At 62.5% G+C, this 15,468-nt stretch carries 19 protein-coding genes; 7 read left to right on the plus strand and 12 right to left on the minus strand.

What is annotated here, in order from left to right; all coding sequences use genetic code 11:
- The first annotated feature begins 177 nt into the window (after positions 1-177).
- Entirely contained in the window at positions 178-1,569 is a 1,392-nt protein-coding gene (locus JO965_RS20700; RefSeq protein WP_203440885.1) for a M10 family metallopeptidase, read from the plus strand.
- A 110-nt stretch (positions 1,570-1,679) separates the two neighbouring features.
- Here the strand turns inward: JO965_RS20700 and JO965_RS20705 are convergent, their stop codons facing one another.
- Complete coding sequence (locus JO965_RS20705) at positions 1,680-2,759, minus strand: flavodoxin family protein (protein ID WP_203440886.1); 1,080 nt, start codon at positions 2,757-2,759, stop codon at positions 1,680-1,682.
- A 149-nt stretch (positions 2,760-2,908) separates the two neighbouring features.
- On the opposite strand from JO965_RS20705, the gene JO965_RS20710 reads away from it, so the two are divergent.
- On the plus strand, positions 2,909-3,736 hold the full coding sequence (locus JO965_RS20710; protein WP_203440887.1) for an aldo/keto reductase: 828 nt from the start codon (positions 2,909-2,911) through the stop codon (positions 3,734-3,736).
- A gap of 15 nt (positions 3,737-3,751) precedes the next feature.
- Here JO965_RS20710 and JO965_RS20715 read toward each other — a convergent pair whose 3' ends face one another.
- The 5 genes from JO965_RS20715 to JO965_RS20735 all read right to left on the minus strand — a co-directional run bounded on the left by JO965_RS20715 (position 3,752) and on the right by JO965_RS20735 (position 6,681).
- Positions 3,752-4,561 (minus strand): anti-sigma factor, encoded by an 810-nt coding sequence (locus JO965_RS20715; protein ID WP_203440888.1) that lies wholly within the window; start codon positions 4,559-4,561, stop codon positions 3,752-3,754.
- Positions 4,558-5,064, minus strand: coding sequence for a sigma-70 family RNA polymerase sigma factor (locus JO965_RS20720; RefSeq protein WP_203440889.1), 507 nt, complete (start codon positions 5,062-5,064; stop codon positions 4,558-4,560). The genes JO965_RS20715 and JO965_RS20720 overlap by 4 nt, the downstream gene beginning before the upstream one ends.
- A gap of 56 nt (positions 5,065-5,120) precedes the next feature.
- Positions 5,121-5,507, minus strand: a complete 387-nt coding sequence (locus JO965_RS20725) for a hypothetical protein (protein ID WP_203440890.1) — start codon at positions 5,505-5,507, stop codon at positions 5,121-5,123.
- A 91-nt stretch (positions 5,508-5,598) separates the two neighbouring features.
- A complete protein-coding gene (locus tag JO965_RS20730) occupies positions 5,599-6,120 on the minus strand; it encodes a VOC family protein (RefSeq protein WP_203440891.1) in 522 nt (173 codons plus the stop codon).
- Between the two features lie 123 nt (positions 6,121-6,243).
- A complete protein-coding gene (locus JO965_RS20735; RefSeq protein WP_203440892.1) occupies positions 6,244-6,681 on the minus strand; it encodes a MarR family winged helix-turn-helix transcriptional regulator in 438 nt (145 codons plus the stop codon).
- A 133-nt stretch (positions 6,682-6,814) separates the two neighbouring features.
- Between JO965_RS20735 and gstA the strand changes: the two genes are divergently transcribed.
- Positions 6,815-7,429: a glutathione transferase GstA gene (gene gstA, locus JO965_RS20740; RefSeq protein ID WP_203440893.1), complete on the plus strand. Its 615-nt coding sequence runs from the start codon at positions 6,815-6,817 to the stop codon at positions 7,427-7,429.
- An 84-nt stretch (positions 7,430-7,513) separates the two neighbouring features.
- Here gstA and groL read toward each other — a convergent pair whose 3' ends face one another.
- Positions 7,514-9,160, minus strand: coding sequence for a chaperonin GroEL (groL, locus tag JO965_RS20745; protein WP_203440894.1), 1,647 nt, complete (start codon positions 9,158-9,160; stop codon positions 7,514-7,516).
- A gap of 54 nt (positions 9,161-9,214) precedes the next feature.
- Positions 9,215-9,505, minus strand: a complete 291-nt coding sequence (gene groES, locus JO965_RS20750; protein ID WP_203440895.1) for a co-chaperone GroES — start codon at positions 9,503-9,505, stop codon at positions 9,215-9,217.
- A gap of 196 nt (positions 9,506-9,701) precedes the next feature.
- Here groES and JO965_RS20755 point away from each other — a divergent pair, with 196 nt between their 5' ends.
- Positions 9,702-10,136 carry a MarR family winged helix-turn-helix transcriptional regulator gene (locus tag JO965_RS20755; protein ID WP_203440896.1) on the plus strand — a complete coding sequence of 145 codons (435 nt, stop codon included), beginning with the start codon at positions 9,702-9,704 and terminating at the stop codon, positions 10,134-10,136.
- A 59-nt stretch (positions 10,137-10,195) separates the two neighbouring features.
- Positions 10,196-10,684, plus strand: coding sequence for a PaaI family thioesterase (locus tag JO965_RS20760; RefSeq protein ID WP_246776635.1), 489 nt, complete (start codon positions 10,196-10,198; stop codon positions 10,682-10,684).
- Positions 10,685-10,783: 99 nt separating this feature from the next.
- Here JO965_RS20760 and JO965_RS20765 read toward each other — a convergent pair whose 3' ends face one another.
- A complete protein-coding gene (locus JO965_RS20765) occupies positions 10,784-11,629 on the minus strand; it encodes a DMT family transporter (RefSeq protein ID WP_203440898.1) in 846 nt (281 codons plus the stop codon).
- Between the two features lie 206 nt (positions 11,630-11,835).
- Between JO965_RS20765 and JO965_RS20770 the strand changes: the two genes are divergently transcribed.
- Together JO965_RS20770 and JO965_RS20775 are read left to right on the plus strand one after the other, a co-directional pair.
- Entirely contained in the window at positions 11,836-12,597 is a 762-nt protein-coding gene (locus JO965_RS20770) for a L,D-transpeptidase (RefSeq protein ID WP_246776636.1), read from the plus strand.
- A 120-nt stretch (positions 12,598-12,717) separates the two neighbouring features.
- A complete protein-coding gene (locus tag JO965_RS20775) occupies positions 12,718-13,047 on the plus strand; it encodes a multidrug efflux SMR transporter (protein WP_203440899.1) in 330 nt (109 codons plus the stop codon).
- Between the two features lie 51 nt (positions 13,048-13,098).
- Here the strand turns inward: JO965_RS20775 and JO965_RS20780 are convergent, their stop codons facing one another.
- Genes JO965_RS20780 through JO965_RS20790 form a run of 3 tightly spaced genes read right to left on the minus strand, consistent with a single transcriptional unit; the run spans position 13,099 to position 15,307 of the window.
- Entirely contained in the window at positions 13,099-13,806 is a 708-nt protein-coding gene (locus JO965_RS20780) for a DUF2076 domain-containing protein (RefSeq protein WP_203440900.1), read from the minus strand.
- A gap of 57 nt (positions 13,807-13,863) precedes the next feature.
- Positions 13,864-14,445: an NUDIX hydrolase gene (locus JO965_RS20785; RefSeq protein WP_203440901.1), complete on the minus strand. Its 582-nt coding sequence runs from the start codon at positions 14,443-14,445 to the stop codon at positions 13,864-13,866.
- A gap of 10 nt (positions 14,446-14,455) precedes the next feature.
- Positions 14,456-15,307: an SDR family NAD(P)-dependent oxidoreductase gene (locus tag JO965_RS20790; RefSeq protein ID WP_203440902.1), complete on the minus strand. Its 852-nt coding sequence runs from the start codon at positions 15,305-15,307 to the stop codon at positions 14,456-14,458.
- Between the last annotated feature and the right edge of the window lie 161 nt (positions 15,308-15,468).

A 15,468-nucleotide genomic window follows, 5' to 3' on the forward strand; every position in this document is an offset into this window, starting at 1 on the left:
TGCGGAGCCGACCACGACCGGAACAGGGCTCCTGGCATCACCGCTTCCCTGTCAATGGAGGAGACCGCTCTCCTCACCGCACCGCATTCCTTAAGAACAGAGCCCAAGTTGCGTCGATAAAGCTTGAGGGTATAGTGCCGCAAACAACGCTTATCATTGCCGAAGCTGGGGGCGATCATGGCAAGTCCAAGCGATAACCATCTCGATGCCAGTCGCGTCTCGTCGATCTCTGCGGGCCTCGCCACTGGACTGATCTACGGCTACAAATGGGGATCGCCTTCGAAAGGGGTGGGCACGCATATCACCTGGAGCGTGCCGCAGGGAACCGCCTGGTTTGCCAATTCCTATTCATCCTGGGGCGAGCAGTATGACTGGTACGTCCTCAGCGAGACCGAGATCCAAGGTGCCACCAGGGCGATGAACGCTTGGATGTCAGTATCGGGGCTGACGGCTTCTCGTATTGCCGACAATCAGACGACCGTGGGCGAAATCCGCTTAGCCAAGTCCTCCCGAGGCTCTGCGAACAGCGACGGTCATGCCTATCTGCCCTCCGATGCACCCAATGCCGGCGATATCTGGCTGCAGGTCAACAGTTGGAACCGGTCCGGCAATGATGCTCACAGGCCGGGCACCTTTGCTTATCTGACGCTTCTCCATGAGATCGGCCATGCTCTCGGCCTGAAGCATCCCTTCGAGACCTCGGGCTACAACGGCAATGTGCTGCCGGCGCAATACGACAATTATTTCATGACGATCATGAGCTATTCAGCCACGCCATGGTCGCGCTCCGCATCGGCGGATTTCTATCCGACCACACCGATGTATCTCGACCTCCTGGCGATCCAGCATCTCTATGGCCGCGACACGAAGACGAATGCGGGCAATTCGACCTATACGTTCTGGGAAGGCCAGAAATACTGGCAGACCATCTACGATGCGAGCGGAACCGATACGGTGGTCTATAGAGGCTCGGTCGACAGCATGATCGATCTACGGGAGGGATGGTACAGTTCCGTCAGCGATGCGATCAATTTCGGCGATGGAACGTCGTCTCGAAGCACCGTCTATATCGGCCCCAATGTCACGATCGAGAATGCCACCGGCGGTACCGGCTCCGATACGCTGATCGGCAACAATGCGAGAAACACTCTCAAGGGCGACTTCGGAAATGACACGCTCCGAGGCAGCGCGGGCGACGATAAGCTCTATGGCGGCGCTGGCAATGACAGGCTTTCGGGTGGTTCGGGCCAGGACTCCTTCTACTTCAACGCTCCTCTGTCCGACGATCCATCCGCCGGCGACATCGATTGGATCACCGATTTCAACGTTGTGAGTGACCTGATCTATCTCGAGGATGCCGTCTTCAAAGGGATCCGAAAGGGCAAGATGAGCCAATCCGTCTTCACGACGGGAAGTGCCGCCAAGGATTCGAAGGACCGGATCGTCTACGACAAGAAGACCGGCAGCCTGTTCTACGATTCCGACGGCACCGGGAGCACTGCGCCAATCAAGTTCGCCGCGATGAGCAAGAACCTGAAACTGACGGCGGCGGATTTCTACATCGTCTGAAGTGCACCTCACGCGCGCGTTAGAGCATCGTTGGGCGCGGAAAACCGGGTCCACTTTTCGCTGGCGCGGCCCCCCGGGTCCGCACGATGCGATAGTGCTCGCACCATGCACTATTTCTGTCGCGGCTCCTTCAGATCCTGTCCGGCGGTGACAAGCTTTCCGGCGCGCTTCGCCTTCACCGCCTCCATCAACGTCCAGGCGGCGTTGCGCACCTCCTCCTGCACGGCCTGATCCTGATCGAGCTCCTCATGGCTGGTCGCATAGGGCTTCCAGTAGCCGATATAGCGGTCGAGCTCCGCGGCTCCTCCGGCGGCCACAAGATCCATGGCGCGCAGCCAATCCGACAGACTCCGGCGAACGCCGCCAGCGCCTTCGGTGTCGCCGTGCACGATGACAGAAAAGAGCCTGCCTTCCAGGTGCTTGGGATAGTCCCAGCCCTTCAGTTCAAGCTCCTTCGCAAGATCCGTTTTCTTGCCTTGCGTCGAGGTCGGATCCGGATTGCCGCCATCGGCGCAGACGAGCCGATCCATCATCAGCTTCAAAGGAGATGAGACCTGATACCAATTGACGGGCGTGACGATCATTACCCCATGGGCCTCGACCCAGCGAGGATAGATCTCGTTCATCCAGTCCTGCGTCTGGCCGAGAGAGTAGTTGGGATAGCAGGAGCAGGGCCAGTGGCACAAAGCCGCCGCCGTCGAGAAGCAGGCCTTGCAGGGGTGGATGTGACGGCCGTACTCGGCGGCGAGACGGCTCAACTCGAGGATGTCGACCTCGGTGCTTCCGGCGCTCGCGAGAACCTGACGGGCGATCTCCACGAGGCGGTAGCTCTTGGACATCTCGCCAGGGCAGGTATGCTCGCTGCGGGAGGAGGCTGCGATCACGAGAAAGCGAGCGGGACCGTTCGGATCCTCATGCCGCTTCTGCGCGAGATCGACCGCTTCCTTCGCGGCGATCCAATCGACGGCGAGATCATACTCGGGGTCGGCAAAGCCGGGTCCCGCCTTGCGGGTCCTGGGGCTTTTCCGGTGATGGTTATAGGCATCCCAGGCCGCATCGGCGACCCGCTGAAGCTCGACGGTCAGCGGCTCGAAGGCAGGATCCTGGAATTGTTGGAGAAACCGTTTTCGGAACTCAGCCTGGTCGAGGGTCGGGTCGGGCGTGCCCTTCCGCGCTTCTGGAATGGACAAGGAGAGCTCCTGCGCCAAGAGAATGGTGTGCCGGAATTGCAACGCAGGGTGGCCATGCCGGTTCCGGCATGGCGTTCGCCCGAGGCGATCACTATTTGCTTAGTTCGAATGAGCTCTACCTTCCTGCCTCACTATCAATGGAGCAGTCCATGTCGACCATCCCTACCGTCCGCCTGAACGATGGAAACGCCATGCCGCAAGTCGGCTATGGCGTCTGGCGGGTCTCGAACGAGGAAGCCAAGACTGTGGTCGGCGAGGCCATCAAGGCCGGCTACCGCTCCATCGATACAGCGGCCATCTACGGCAACGAAGAAGGCGTGGGAGAGGCCATCAAGGCAGCGCCCGTTTCGCGTGAGGAACTCTTCATCACCACGAAGGTCTGGAACGATCGACATGGCTATGACGAAACCCTGCGTGCCTTCGATGAGAGCCTGGCCCGTCTCGCGCTCGATACCGTGGATCTCTATCTCATCCACTGGCCCGTTGCCGGCAGCGAGGCCTATCGCGATACGTGGCGCGCGCTGATCAAGCTGAAGCAAGATGGGCGCGCGAAGTCCATCGGCGTATCCAACTTCATGACGCAGCATCTGCAGCGGCTGATCGACGAGTCGGGCGTGACGCCTTCGGTCAACCAGATCGAGCTGCACCCCCGCTTCCAGCAGAAGGAACTGCGCGCGCTCCATGCCAAGAACGGGATCGTCACGGAATCCTGGAGCCCGCTCGGACAGGGCACCCTCGTGGCTGACGAGACCCTCGCCGCCATCGGCGGCAAATACGGCAAGACGCCGGCTCAGGTCATTCTGCGGTGGCACCTCGACAACGGCCTCGTCGTCATTCCCAAATCCGCGACGCCCTCCCGCATGCGCGAGAACATCGACCTGTTCGACTTCAAGCTCGATGCGGACGACATGCGCGTGATTGAAGGCCTCGATGATGCCTCCGGTCGTGTGGGGCCCGATCCCGCCATCTTCGCCTAAACATCACAATGGATGCTACAAGCGGCCCTTCGCGGGGTCGCTTGTCGCTTCGAACTGCTTGTAGATCGCTTCGGCAATCGGCAGGAGCTGAGCACGATCTGCCTTGGCCGAGACCACGTAAGACAATCCCTTGTCGATCCAGGAGAATGCGGACACACCATCCTGCTCCTCGAAGCGGAAGGATGTCTGCGCCTCGTTTCCTCCCGAGCGCGCATAGAGCGTAAGGCGGTTGCCGCCTACATTCTCATACATGAATTGCGCTGCCGCCTCGCCGCTGTCGGGAAGCAGTCGCCCGCCGATGAGGCGGTAGCCTTGGGCATTCAGGTTCGGCGCTATCAGCTGCTTGCCCACACGACGCGACAGCCATTGTACGAGATGCGCTTCCTGATCGGCGGGAACTTCCACCGGATGCAATCGCTCGCCGACATAGATGCGATGCGCCGCAATGGCGTTGTCGGCAACGGTCAGAGCCGCCGCCTGCATATACGCACGGGAGGTCCACCAGACCCCGCCCCAAGCGCCAAGGATTCCGCCGATCGTAAGCCATGCCAATGCGGCGGCGAAAGTGGCAGGGCGAACCAGCGGAGAGCGGCGTCGTGCGGCAACGAGATTGGTAATGCGCAAGCGTGAGGGAATGGGCTCCTGAGCCTTGAAGGCCAGCCGCGTGCGCAGCGCCTCGCGGTGCTCGATCTCGCGCTCCACCTGTTCGGCCGTTTCCGGATGATCGGCGAGATAAGCCTTCACCGCATCACGCCGCGAGGATGAGAGCCGGCCATCGACCAGGGCCTGCAGATCGTCTTCTCCGATGGGTCGCTCGCCCGTCACTTCACTCTCCTCAAGACGGCGCCGCGTCCGGTCTCCATGAACTCTCTCAGACGCGCCCGCGCCCGACTTAGGCGCGACATCACCGTACCGACCGGGATGTCCAGTACCTGCGCGGCCTGTTCGTAGGACAGGTCCTCGACGCCGACCAGCAGCAGAATGGAGCGTTGCTCCTCCGGCAAGGCATCGAGTCCCTTCAGAACATCGTGCAGGCCGGCATGACTCTCGGGGCTCATCTCGGGCGCCTGAACATCGTTGAGAACCTCCTCTCCCACGCGCGTGCCGCGCGCCTTGCGCTGGCGTACGCCGTTGATGAACAGGTTGCGCTGAATGGTGAAGAGCCAAGCTCTCAGATCGCCCTCGCGCCGCTGGTTCCAACGGCTGATCGCACGCTCCAGGGTATCCTGGACGAGATCGTCCGCTGCCTCGCAGTCGCGCAGGAGAGCCCAGGCATAGCGGCGCAAGCCTGGAATCTGCGGCTCGAGAAGGGAAGCGATCTCGTCCAAGGTCAATTCTCAGTTGGCAGCATCATTCAACGATGAACCTGCTCGTCCTGCAAGTATCAAGGCGCGGCGATATGCCAGACATTGTTGACGCCATCGCCGGTGACCTCGCCCGGCTTGGTATCCTTGACCCAGAGATAGAGCGGCTTTCCCTTGTAGGCCCATTGCTTGGCGCCGTCGTCGCGGGTCACGACGCTCCAGTCGCCCGATGCTGCAGCGCCCGCCGCCGCCATGAGGGGCGGCCAGTTCTGGGCGCATTGGCCGTTGCAGGCGGACTTGCCGGTCGTGTCGCGGTCGAAGGTGTAGAGGGTCATGCCCTTGGCATCGACGAGGGCCTTGCCCTTGCTCGTATCCGCCACCTTCGCGGGAGCTGCGGTTTGCGCGAGTGCGACGGATGCGGCAACGAGGGTCCCTGCCAGGATGGCCGGACGCAGAAACAGCTTCATGGATATCCTCCTGAGGTCGATGATGACCATGATCTCAGAGACACGCGTCAGGAAGCTTTATTCCCATCGGGGCGAAAAAAGCGTGACCGTCTCAGCGCCCCATCGGATTGAAACGCGCCGGATCGTCGAGAGGCTCGCGCAGCTCGATCCTGTGGCGTCCATTGTCCTTGATCTGAGCTGTCCGGTAGGTTCCGTCCAGATCGTCCTCCGGAGGCTGGAGGACATCGACGCCCATGCGGCGCAGGCGGGCTACTTCCTGATCCACATCCGGCACGAGCACGCTGACGACAGGAACCTTCGTGACCTGAACCGCCGCCGTGGTGTCGGGCTCCGACGACAGGATGTGATCGGTCTCGTTGATCTCGAGCAGGAATCCGCTCCGCTCCAGCACGGCCCGCCGCCCGGGAACGAGACTCTGGCTGCCGAGGAGCCGGAAGGCCAGCTTGTCCTGGTACCATTGGACGCTCTCGTCGAAATCAGGCGTGCGGATCGACGCGGAGCTTGGCCTGGGTTCGGATGCGGCATAGGCGGGAGCCATGGTCGTCAGCCAAAGGCCGGATAAAGCAAGCTGTACGATCACGAGGGCCTGCGGCAGGTTTCTCCATATCGACAAGATTGATCGCCCTGCTCTCACGGTATAGCCCTCGCTCAGCTACGCAATTCTTAGCCGTATACACATGAACGCGGATCGGGGCAGATCGTTTTCCGAAATGTGGCGATGTCGCCACTGCAGTCCTCACTCCTGAACCAGCTTGAGCAGCAGGGTAGACAGCTGGCCTGCTTCCTTCTCCCCGAGCTTCGCCCCAATGAATCGGTTGATGGCGGCTCCATAGACCTGCCACATGCGCTCCTGCAGCGCCCTGCCCTTATCGGTGATCTCGATCAGCTGGCGTCTCTTGTCCCCGGGAAAGGGAATGCGGTGGACAAGGCCCTCGGTCTCCATCCGATCGAGCAGCCGCGAGAGATTGTACTGCTCGAACAGCCCCGCCTCCTCGATCTCCCTCGGCGTGAGCCGCCCGTCCGGTCCGCGTTTGAGCTCGAGCAGCACGTCGTACCAGTGCAGCGATGGCAAGCCGGCATTTTTCAGCTCTGCCTCAATGCGCCCGACCACGACGCGCTCGGCGCGGATCAGGCGTCCCCAGGCCTTGATGACGGCAGCAGACGGTTCTTGCATCCGGGCAAACCCTTGTTGGATTCAATGCAATTGCATTGAAGTTGACAGGCCCATGCACCTGCGTCAAATATCCATGCACTTGCATGGAAAAAGACTCAAGACTGCAGCCTGATCCACCAACAAGGATATTATCATGAAGCTTTACTACTATCCCGGCGCCTGCTCGCTCGCGCCCCACATCGTGGCCCGCGAGGCCGGCATTCCGCTCACCCTCGAGAAGGTCGATCTCGCCAGTCGCACCACCGAGACCGGTGCGAGCTTCGCCACCATCAACCCGAAGGGCTATGTTCCGGCGCTCGGCCTGAAGGACGGGCCCGTGCTCACCGAGGCCAGCGCCATCATCCAATATCTGGCGGACAGCCAGCCCGGGACGGATCTTGCGCCCGCCCACGGCACCATGGAGCGTTATCGCCTGCTGGAATGGCTCGGCTTCATCAGCACCGAGATCCACAAGGGCTTCGGACCCCTGTGGAACCCGGCCACTCCGGATGCGATGAAGGCCGCCACGAAGGAGCGTCTTGCCGCTCGCTTCTCCTATCTCGACGAGAAACTCGCCTCGCAGCCGTTCCTGACGGGCTCCAAGTTCACCATCGCCGACGCCTATCTCTTCACCGTCGTCAACTGGACGAACTTCCACGGCATCGACCTGTCGCCGTTCCCGAGCCTGCAAGCTTTCCAGGCCCGCGTCGCATCGCGCCCGAGCGTGCAGCAAGCCCTCGAGGCCGAAGGCCTGAAGCAAGCCGCTTAACGCGGATCGCAGCATTCCTTCGGACAACGAAAAAGCCCCGGATTGCTCCGGGGCTTCTTTTTATTCGCGCGGTGCGAGGACTTCTTAGAAGTCCATGCCGCCCATGCCGCCCATGCCGCCGCCCGGCATCGCCGGAGCGCTTTCACGCTTCGGAGCCTCGGCAACCATGGCCTCGGTGGTGACGAGCAGGCCGGCGACCGAAGCCGCATCCTGCAGAGCCGTGCGGACGACCTTCGCCGGATCGACGATACCGGCCTGGAGCATGTCCACGAACTCTTCCGTCTGAGCGTTGAAGCCGAAGGTGTCAGACTTCGTGTTGTCGTTGATCTTGCCGACGACGATGGAGCCTTCGACACCAGCGTTCTCGGCGATCTGACGGATCGGAGCCTCAAGGGCGCGCAGGACGATCTTGATACCGGCCTGGACGTCCGGGTTGTCGGTCGTGAGCTTCGCGACCGCACCCTTGGCGCGCAGCAGAGCCGTGCCGCCACCGGGGACGATACCCTCTTCCACCGCAGCGCGGGTGGCGTTCAGAGCGTCGTCGACGCGGTCCTTCTTCTCCTTCACCTCGATCTCGGTCGCGCCGCCGACGCGGATCACCGCGACGCCGCCTGCGAGCTTGGCGAGACGCTCCTGGAGCTTCTCACGGTCGTAGTCCGAGGTGGTCTCCTCGATCTGCGCCTTGATCTGAGCCACACGGGCCTCGATGTCGGCCTTCTGGCCGGCGCCGTCGATGATCGTGGTGTTTTCCTTCTCGATGCGGACGCGCTTGGCGCGGCCGAGCATCGGCAGGGACACGGTCTCGAGCTTGATGCCGAGGTCTTCGGAGATTGTCTGGCCGGCGGTGAGGACCGCGATGTCCTCGAGCATGGCCTTGCGGCGGTCGCCGAAGCCCGGAGCCTTCACAGCCGCGATCTTGAGGCCGCCACGCAGCTTGTTGACCACGAGGGTGGCGAGAGCCTCACCTTCCACGTCCTCAGCGATGATGAGGAGCGGCTTGCCGGTCTGAACGACAGCCTCGAGGATCGGCAGCATCGGCTGGAGCGAGGAGAGCTTCTTCTCGTGGATGAGGATGTAGGGGTCCTCGAGCTCGGCCACCATCTTCTCGGCATTGGTGATGAAGTACGGCGAGAGATAGCCGCGGTCGAACTGCATGCCCTCGACGACGTCGAGCTCGGTCTCGGCGGTCTTGGCTTCCTCGACGGTGATGACACCCTCGTTGCCGACCTTCTGCATGGCATGGGCGATCATCTCGCCGATGTCCTTGTCGCCGTTGGCGGAAATCGTGCCGACCTGGGCGACCTCGTCGGAGGACTTCACCTTCTTGGCGCGGGACTGGATGTCCTTCACGACCTCGGCGGTGGCGAGATCGATACCGCGCTTGAGGTCCATCGGGTTCATGCCGGCGGCCACAGCCTTGGCACCCTCGCGGACGATGGCCTGGGCCAGAACCGTCGCGGTGGTGGTGCCGTCACCGGCGATGTCGTTGGTCTTCGAGGCCACTTCGCGCACCATCTGGGCGCCCATGTTCTCGAACTTGTCGGCCAGCTCGATTTCCTTGGCGACGGTGACGCCGTCCTTCGTGATGCGCGGAGCGCCGAAGGACTTCTCGATCACCACGTTGCGGCCCTTCGGGCCCAGGGTGACCTTCACGGCATCGGCGAGGATGTCGACGCCACGCAGCATCTTGTCGCGAGCATCGGAGGAGAACTTAACGTCTTTGGCAGCCATGGGCTTTGCCTCCAGGTATGTTCAAAAAATTCAGGAAAGGGCTTTTTGGCGAACTTACTTCGCGACGACGCCCATGATGTCGGATTCCTTCATGATCAGGAGATCCTGGCCATCGATACGCACCTCGGTGCCGGACCACTTGCCGAAGAGCACGCGGTCGCCAGCCTTTACGTCGAGGGCGACGACCTTGCCACTCTCGTCACGGGCGCCGGGGCCGACGGCGACGACTTCGCCCTCTTGCGGCTTTTCCTTGGCGGTGTCCGGGATGATGATGCCGCCGGCCGTCTTCTCTTCGGCCTCGATGCGGCGGACGACAACACGGTCGTGCAGCGGACGGAACTTCATGGAACTTCCCCTTTGACTTTTGGCACAGCCCCTCTGGCTGTACCCTGGTCTTGCGGCTGTTAGCACTGTTCACTGATGAGTGCTAACGCTGGCCGCGAGATAGGCATATGCCGACGGGGAGTCAAGACATCTGCCTTAAGGTCAGCCGCAAAAAAGAGAGCCTTGACCCCTCATAAGCACGGGGCATGATCGTTTCATGACCGACCTGGAAGCCATCGGCCGAACCTGTTTCGCCCTCCATGCCCGTATGACGGCCCGTCTCCTGAGCCGGACCTATGAGGCGGCGCTTCGCCCTCTGGGCCTGAAGCTCCCCCAATTCGGCATCCTCGGCGCCATCGGCCATGGGACGACGGCCTCCGAGACCGTTCTGGCCGACCGGCTCGGGCTGGAACGCACGACCCTCGTGCGCAACCTGAGGGTCCTGACCCAGAACGGCTGGATCGAACCCATCCCAGGCAACGGCCGCGGCCTGCGGCACAGGCTGACGCCTGCCGGACAAGCCATCCTGGAAGCGGCTATCCCGCTCTGGCAGCAGGCGCAGGGCCAGCTGGAATCCAAGCTCAAGGACACGGATGCGGAGGAGGCCCGCCGGGCCATGCGCGCCCTGCGCAAGGCGACCTACCCTTCTTGAAAGCCATTGCGCCACCTCGAGTCCTGCCATACTGTGTAGATGCACAGATGGAGATGGCGATGCTTGAGCGGGTTCATGGGATCGTGTCGCGGGACGTTCTGACGGCCGAGCCGGGGCTCGCCTTCCTGCGCAGCATGCTCGAGGGCCGCCACCCGGCCCCACCCTTCTCGCGCTCGACCAATGTCTACATGACCCATGTGGAGGAGGGCCGGGTGATCTTCGAGGGCGAGCCGACGGAAGCCTTCTTCAATCCACTCGGGACCATCCATGGCGGCTGGACCTCCGCCATCCTCGACAGCGCCATGGCCTGCGCCGTCCACACGACCCTGGCGGCCGGCCAGGGCTATACGACGGTAGAGATGAAGCTCAACTTCGTTCGGCCGATCCTGCCGAACATGGGCAAGGTCACCTGCGAGGGTGTCCTGGTCCATCGCGGCGGCACGCTCGCCACCTCGGAGGGCAAGCTCTTCGATGCCAAGGGCCGACTTCTCGCCCACGGCACCGAAACCTGCATGATCTTCGACGCGGCCGCCCGTAAGGCGGCCTAGCGCATCGTGCGGAAAAGTGGACCCGGTTTTCCGCACGATGCGCTCTTCAAAGAGTGGAGCATCGGACCCAAAAGTGGGCCCACTTTTGGGTCCGATGCTCTAACGTTTGGATGTCAGCATCGCGGCGGCGACGATGAGAATGCCGCCGCCGAGTGTCGCCCAGGTGGGGATCTCGCTGAAGACCCCGTAGCCGATCAGCACCGCCCAGATCAGGGCGGTGTATTCGAGCGGAGCCAGCCGCGCAGCTTCCGCCTTGGCATAGGCGGTCGCCATGAGCACGTGGCCGATCACGCCGAGAACGCCCATGAGCATGAACCAGGCCAGATGGGTGTAATCCAGGGGCTGCCAGGCCCAGAGGCCGAACGGCGCGACCAGGAGAAATGGTCCGAAATTCTGGAAGATGACGATATGCAGGAACTTGTCCCGCTGGGCGCGCTGGCGCAATAGCACGAGGCTGAGTGCGTATGTCACCGCCGATGTCAGTGCTGCGGCGACGCCGGCCCAAGAGCGGGCGGCACCGGCCTCCCCTGTCTGACCGAGAACGACGACGAGCGTTCCGGCGAAACCGATGGCAATGGCGCCGACGATCCGGGCATCGACCCTCTCCCGCAACAGCAGCATCCCAAACAGGGCGATGAACATTGGCGACAGGAACGACAGCACGAGGGTTTCGGCCAGGGGCAACTGACCCAGCGCGTAGAAGAAGCTCACCGCCGTCACGACTGCGATCACCGAGCGGAGTGAGTTGGCCGCGATGGTCTCGCGGCTCGGCCAGCCGGGCTTCAGGACAGCGACCACACCGGCCACGACCAGCGAGCCGCAGGCGAAACGCAGGAAGGCGACCTGGAAGGTGGGGTAATGGGCGGACATCCCCTTGATGACCGCATCCATGATGGACAGAACCGCGATGCCCGCGGCCGCCCGGAGGGCGGGACCGAATTTCATGATGTCACGACGATGTGAAAACCGGCGTCCGGGATGAGCGCCGTCGAGAAAAGAGGCTCTTACAGCACTTTCCTTGAGGCTTCACCCCTCTTTTCAGCGCATCGACAGGAAAGCGCTCTTCCGACTTACGCATAAATTCATCGAGCTTGGCGGAAACAAAAGCCGCGCTTCCCGTTATTCTGCAAAACACAGACGAGGATACTTCGATGCGCGCTTGGATCCCTTGCTCCGCAATGCTTTTGGCCGTCCTTCTTCCTGCTGCGGCCTCCGCACAGCCCATCGCCAGGAATGGCCATTTCTACGGCAACACCTACATCTCTCCGGGCTACGATTATCCCTATGCACACACGGAGGATGGCTATGCCGAGAATTATCCTCTCGTGACGCGCCCTGCCTCTCGCGCTCGGGCCTATCGCGGGGCCGTCTATCCTTACGACGTGCAGTCCACGGGCAGCGTGGTCGCGTCCCTGCCACAGGATTACGGGAACGGCACGGGATACGACAACAGCATCGATTATGCGATCGCGCCGCAGTTCCAGCGCCAGCTCGTATCCTATCGCGGCGGCGAGAATCCGGGCACGATCATCATCAATACGAACGACAAATTCCTCTATCTCGTCCAGTCGGGCGGACGCGCCATCCGCTATGGCATCGGCGTGGGGCGTCCCGGCTTCGAATGGGCCGGCCGCAAGACGGTTTCGATGAAGCGCGAATGGCCGTCCTGGCGTCCGCCGGCCGAGATGCGGCGCCGCCGTCCCGACCTCCCCCGCTTCATGGAAGGCGGACTGGACAACCCGCTCGGCGCGCGGGCCCTTTATCTCGGCTCTTCGCTCTACCGCATCCACGGCACCAACGAGCCGCACACCATCGGACAGGCCGTCTCCTCCGGCTGCATCCGCATGCTCAACGAGGACGTAGTCGATCTTTATAACCGCGTGAAGGTCGGAACGAGAGTCATCGTGATCTGATCGCACCAATCATCGCGTTTCATCATTGCTTGTGATGGCCGGGCTCGCCCCGGCCACTCGCTTTTGAGAATCGCACGCGGTCTGATCTAAGGCAGCATTGCCCATCGCATGAGGAATGCCATGAACTACGCCTATCTCTTCGCCGCCATTATCAGCGAAGTCATCGCCACATCGGCGTTGAAGGCGGCGGAAGGCTTCACGCGTTTCTGGCCCTCCGTCATCGTGATCGTCGGCTATGGACTGGCCTTCTACTGCCTGTCCCTGACCATGCGCACGATTCCCATCGGCATCGCCTATGCGATCTGGTCCGGAGTCGGCATCGTGCTGATCGCGCTTGCCGGCCTCCTCCTCTATCGCCAGGCATTGGACCTGCCCGCCGTCATCGGCATGGCGCTCATCCTGGCGGGCGTGCTGATCATCAATGTGTTCTCGAAGACCGCCGGCCACTGAAACAAAACGCCCGCCGAATGGCGGGCGCTTCCGAACGCAGGTGAGCGACCTTTAGGCCCAATCGCCCTCGTCTCCGCCATCGCCGCCGAAGTCGGAGAAATCGCCCTGATCTTCCTGCTGGCTCGCGTCTTGATAGAGAGAATCCGTGATGCCGGCATTGCCGGCTTCCGCCGCTTGGTCGGCACCGCCGAGACCGGCCGCAGATGCGGCATTGCTCAACGGATTGTTCTCGCCGCTGAAGGCATGGCTCAGGGCATTCGCGATCATCACGCCGCCGGCAACGCCCGCCGCTGTCGAGAGGGCAGTTCCAAGGAAGCCGCCTCCACCGCCGCGCTGCATGCCGCCCCATGGGCCGGGCGCGCCGCCCATCATGCCGCCTTGGGGAGCACCGTAATGCTGCTGCGGATGTTGTGGGGCGTGGCCCCAGGGCGAGGCCTGGCGGGCCGGCGGCGCATTATAGGCCGGTCCCGGCGGACGCGACGCAACGCCACCGCCGAAGATGCTGGACAGAAAACCGCCCTGCTGCGGCTGGCGGCTGGCGCGATCGAGCTCGGCACGCAGCTGCTCGTTCTCGGCCTGAAGATTGGCCAAGGCCTGTTCCTGAACGAAGACGGCCTGCGCCAGAGCATAGGGCGCATAGGGCTGCTGGCGCAGCTTCTCGGCAATGAAGCGCTCGGCCTCCGGATCGCGCGGCTGGTTCGCCACCTGCTCCAGGCGTCCGAAGATATCGTTGATGACCTGGCGTTCCTGATCGTTCATGGCATGCCTCCTGCAATCGATCGTTGGAGGAGGATGTAAGCATGGCCCCGGCTTTTGTTAGGGGCTGACAAGGCCGAGCCTGCGCATATTCTGCAGCGCCTGCGGTGCGATGCTTTCCAAATCGTGAAGGTCGCGCCATTCGGCACCATGCACCTCCCGCAGGTCGGGCTGAATGGCACTGCCCTCCCCTGCTCTCACGACATAGCGGATATCGAAATGCCAATGCTCGGGCTCATTCCGCTCGGGCCGTGCCGGGATACGGTGGCTGTCGATGTCGATGGGCATGCCGGAGATGTCATGCCACGGGTCGATCACAAGTCCATGCAAGCCGGTCTCTTCCACCGCCTCCCGAAGAGCCGAGTCCGGCAGACCCTCCGGCGCCTCATAATGGCCGCCCGGCTGCAGCCAGCGGTCGAGAGAGCGGTGGTGGATCAGGAGGATGTTCTGCCCCGTCCGGTCGAGGATGAAGGCCGATGTCGTGACATGGCCCGGAAAGGTGCGGCGGGAATGAATGTCATCCCCGCTTTCGATCTGGCGGCGCAGGATTGCATGCCTGTCATCGGGCGACCCGAACGCCCTGGCGTGATCGTCGAGGATCGCCTTGACCTGATGCCGGAAGGCTGCCGAATCGAAACTCATGACGAAGTCTCTAACCTTCCATCACCTTCGCGAACGCATCTTTGTAGTCCGGATGCCAGCGCGAAAGCGGCGGGCGGTTCTCGATGATGTCCTCGGCGGCCCAGCGGATGCGCTTCTCGTCCATCTCCCGCGTTGTCTCGTTGTCGGGGCAGAGCACGTAGAAGTCGTTTCGCTCCAGAGCCTGCAGCAGGAAATCGATGACCTGTTCCGGCTCCCAGGCACCGGCCGGTCTCTCGGAAATGCCTCTCGCCTTGGTGAAACCCGTATAGACGAAGCCCGGGATGAAAAGATGCGCGCTCACCTGACAATCGGGCCGGTTGCGCAAGTCATGCGCCAGCGCCTCGGTGAAGACCTTCACGCCGGCCTTGGAGATGTTGTAGGCGGTATTGCCCGGCGGCGTCGTGATGCCCTGCTTCGATCCCGTGTTGATGATCGCGCAAGGGCTTTTCTGGTCGATCATGGCCGGCGCGAAGACCTGCACGCCATTGATGACGCCCCAGAGATTGGTCTCCAGAATGGCGCGCCAGCGTGTCAGGTCGCCGAACATCTGCCCGCCGCTCTCGGTCCCGGCATTGTTCATCAGCACGGCGACCTCGCCGAAGGCGGCGTAGGCCTTCTCCTTGAGGTTCTCGACACCCTCCAGCCGCCCGACATCGGTCGCGACTGCAAGGACGTTCTCCGGTTTGCCGGCAACGCGTGCCACGTCCTCCGCGCTGTGCCGGAGCGCTTCACCTTCCAGATCCGCAAGGCAGACTTTCATGCCGAGCTCCGCGAACCTTTTGGCGGCCGCAAGCCCGATGCCGCTCGCGGCTCCGGTGATGACGGCGACGCGGCCAGAGGCGATTGCTGGATGCTGGGCCATCGCTGGGATCCTTCGTTTTGCGATTCGACGATGAGCCCAAAGTGGCGCGCAGCGGATCATTCGCCAAGGCCGGCGGAGTGATTGGCTATATGCGTTCGTCACATCGTTCTCCGCATTGTCATTCCCGGCCGGAGCGTCAGCGGAGGGGAAGGGAATCTATA

The sequence above is a fragment of the Microvirga sp. VF16 genome, assembly GCF_016864375.1.
In the GTDB taxonomy this organism is placed as follows: Bacteria; Pseudomonadota; Alphaproteobacteria; order Rhizobiales; family Beijerinckiaceae; genus Microvirga.

Excerpts from the sequence above, each read along its gene's own strand:
- JO965_RS20760 (WP_246776635.1), top strand. The coding sequence starts at position 10,196 with ATGCTTGAGCGGGTTCATGGGATCGTGTCGCGGGACGTTCTGACGGCC.
- JO965_RS20780 (WP_203440900.1), bottom strand. The coding sequence starts at position 13,806 with ATGAACGATCAGGAACGCCAGGTCATCAACGATATCTTCGGACGCCTG.
- groL (WP_203440894.1), bottom strand. The coding sequence starts at position 9,160 with ATGGCTGCCAAAGACGTTAAGTTCTCCTCCGATGCTCGCGACAAGATG.
- JO965_RS20735 (WP_203440892.1), bottom strand. The coding sequence starts at position 6,681 with ATGCAAGAACCGTCTGCTGCCGTCATCAAGGCCTGGGGACGCCTGATC.
- JO965_RS20785 (WP_203440901.1), bottom strand. The coding sequence starts at position 14,445 with ATGAGTTTCGATTCGGCAGCCTTCCGGCATCAGGTCAAGGCGATCCTC.
- JO965_RS20765 (WP_203440898.1), bottom strand. The coding sequence starts at position 11,629 with ATGAAATTCGGTCCCGCCCTCCGGGCGGCCGCGGGCATCGCGGTTCTG.
- JO965_RS20700 (WP_203440885.1), top strand. The coding sequence starts at position 178 with ATGGCAAGTCCAAGCGATAACCATCTCGATGCCAGTCGCGTCTCGTCG.
- JO965_RS20775 (WP_203440899.1), top strand. The coding sequence starts at position 12,718 with ATGAACTACGCCTATCTCTTCGCCGCCATTATCAGCGAAGTCATCGCC.
- JO965_RS20725 (WP_203440890.1), bottom strand. The coding sequence starts at position 5,507 with ATGAAGCTGTTTCTGCGTCCGGCCATCCTGGCAGGGACCCTCGTTGCC.
- JO965_RS20755 (WP_203440896.1), top strand. The coding sequence starts at position 9,702 with ATGACCGACCTGGAAGCCATCGGCCGAACCTGTTTCGCCCTCCATGCC.
- JO965_RS20790 (WP_203440902.1), bottom strand. The coding sequence starts at position 15,307 with ATGGCCCAGCATCCAGCAATCGCCTCTGGCCGCGTCGCCGTCATCACC.
- groES (WP_203440895.1), bottom strand. The coding sequence starts at position 9,505 with ATGAAGTTCCGTCCGCTGCACGACCGTGTTGTCGTCCGCCGCATCGAG.
- JO965_RS20770 (WP_246776636.1), top strand. The coding sequence starts at position 11,836 with ATGCGCGCTTGGATCCCTTGCTCCGCAATGCTTTTGGCCGTCCTTCTT.
- gstA (WP_203440893.1), top strand. The coding sequence starts at position 6,815 with ATGAAGCTTTACTACTATCCCGGCGCCTGCTCGCTCGCGCCCCACATC.
- JO965_RS20710 (WP_203440887.1), top strand. The coding sequence starts at position 2,909 with ATGTCGACCATCCCTACCGTCCGCCTGAACGATGGAAACGCCATGCCG.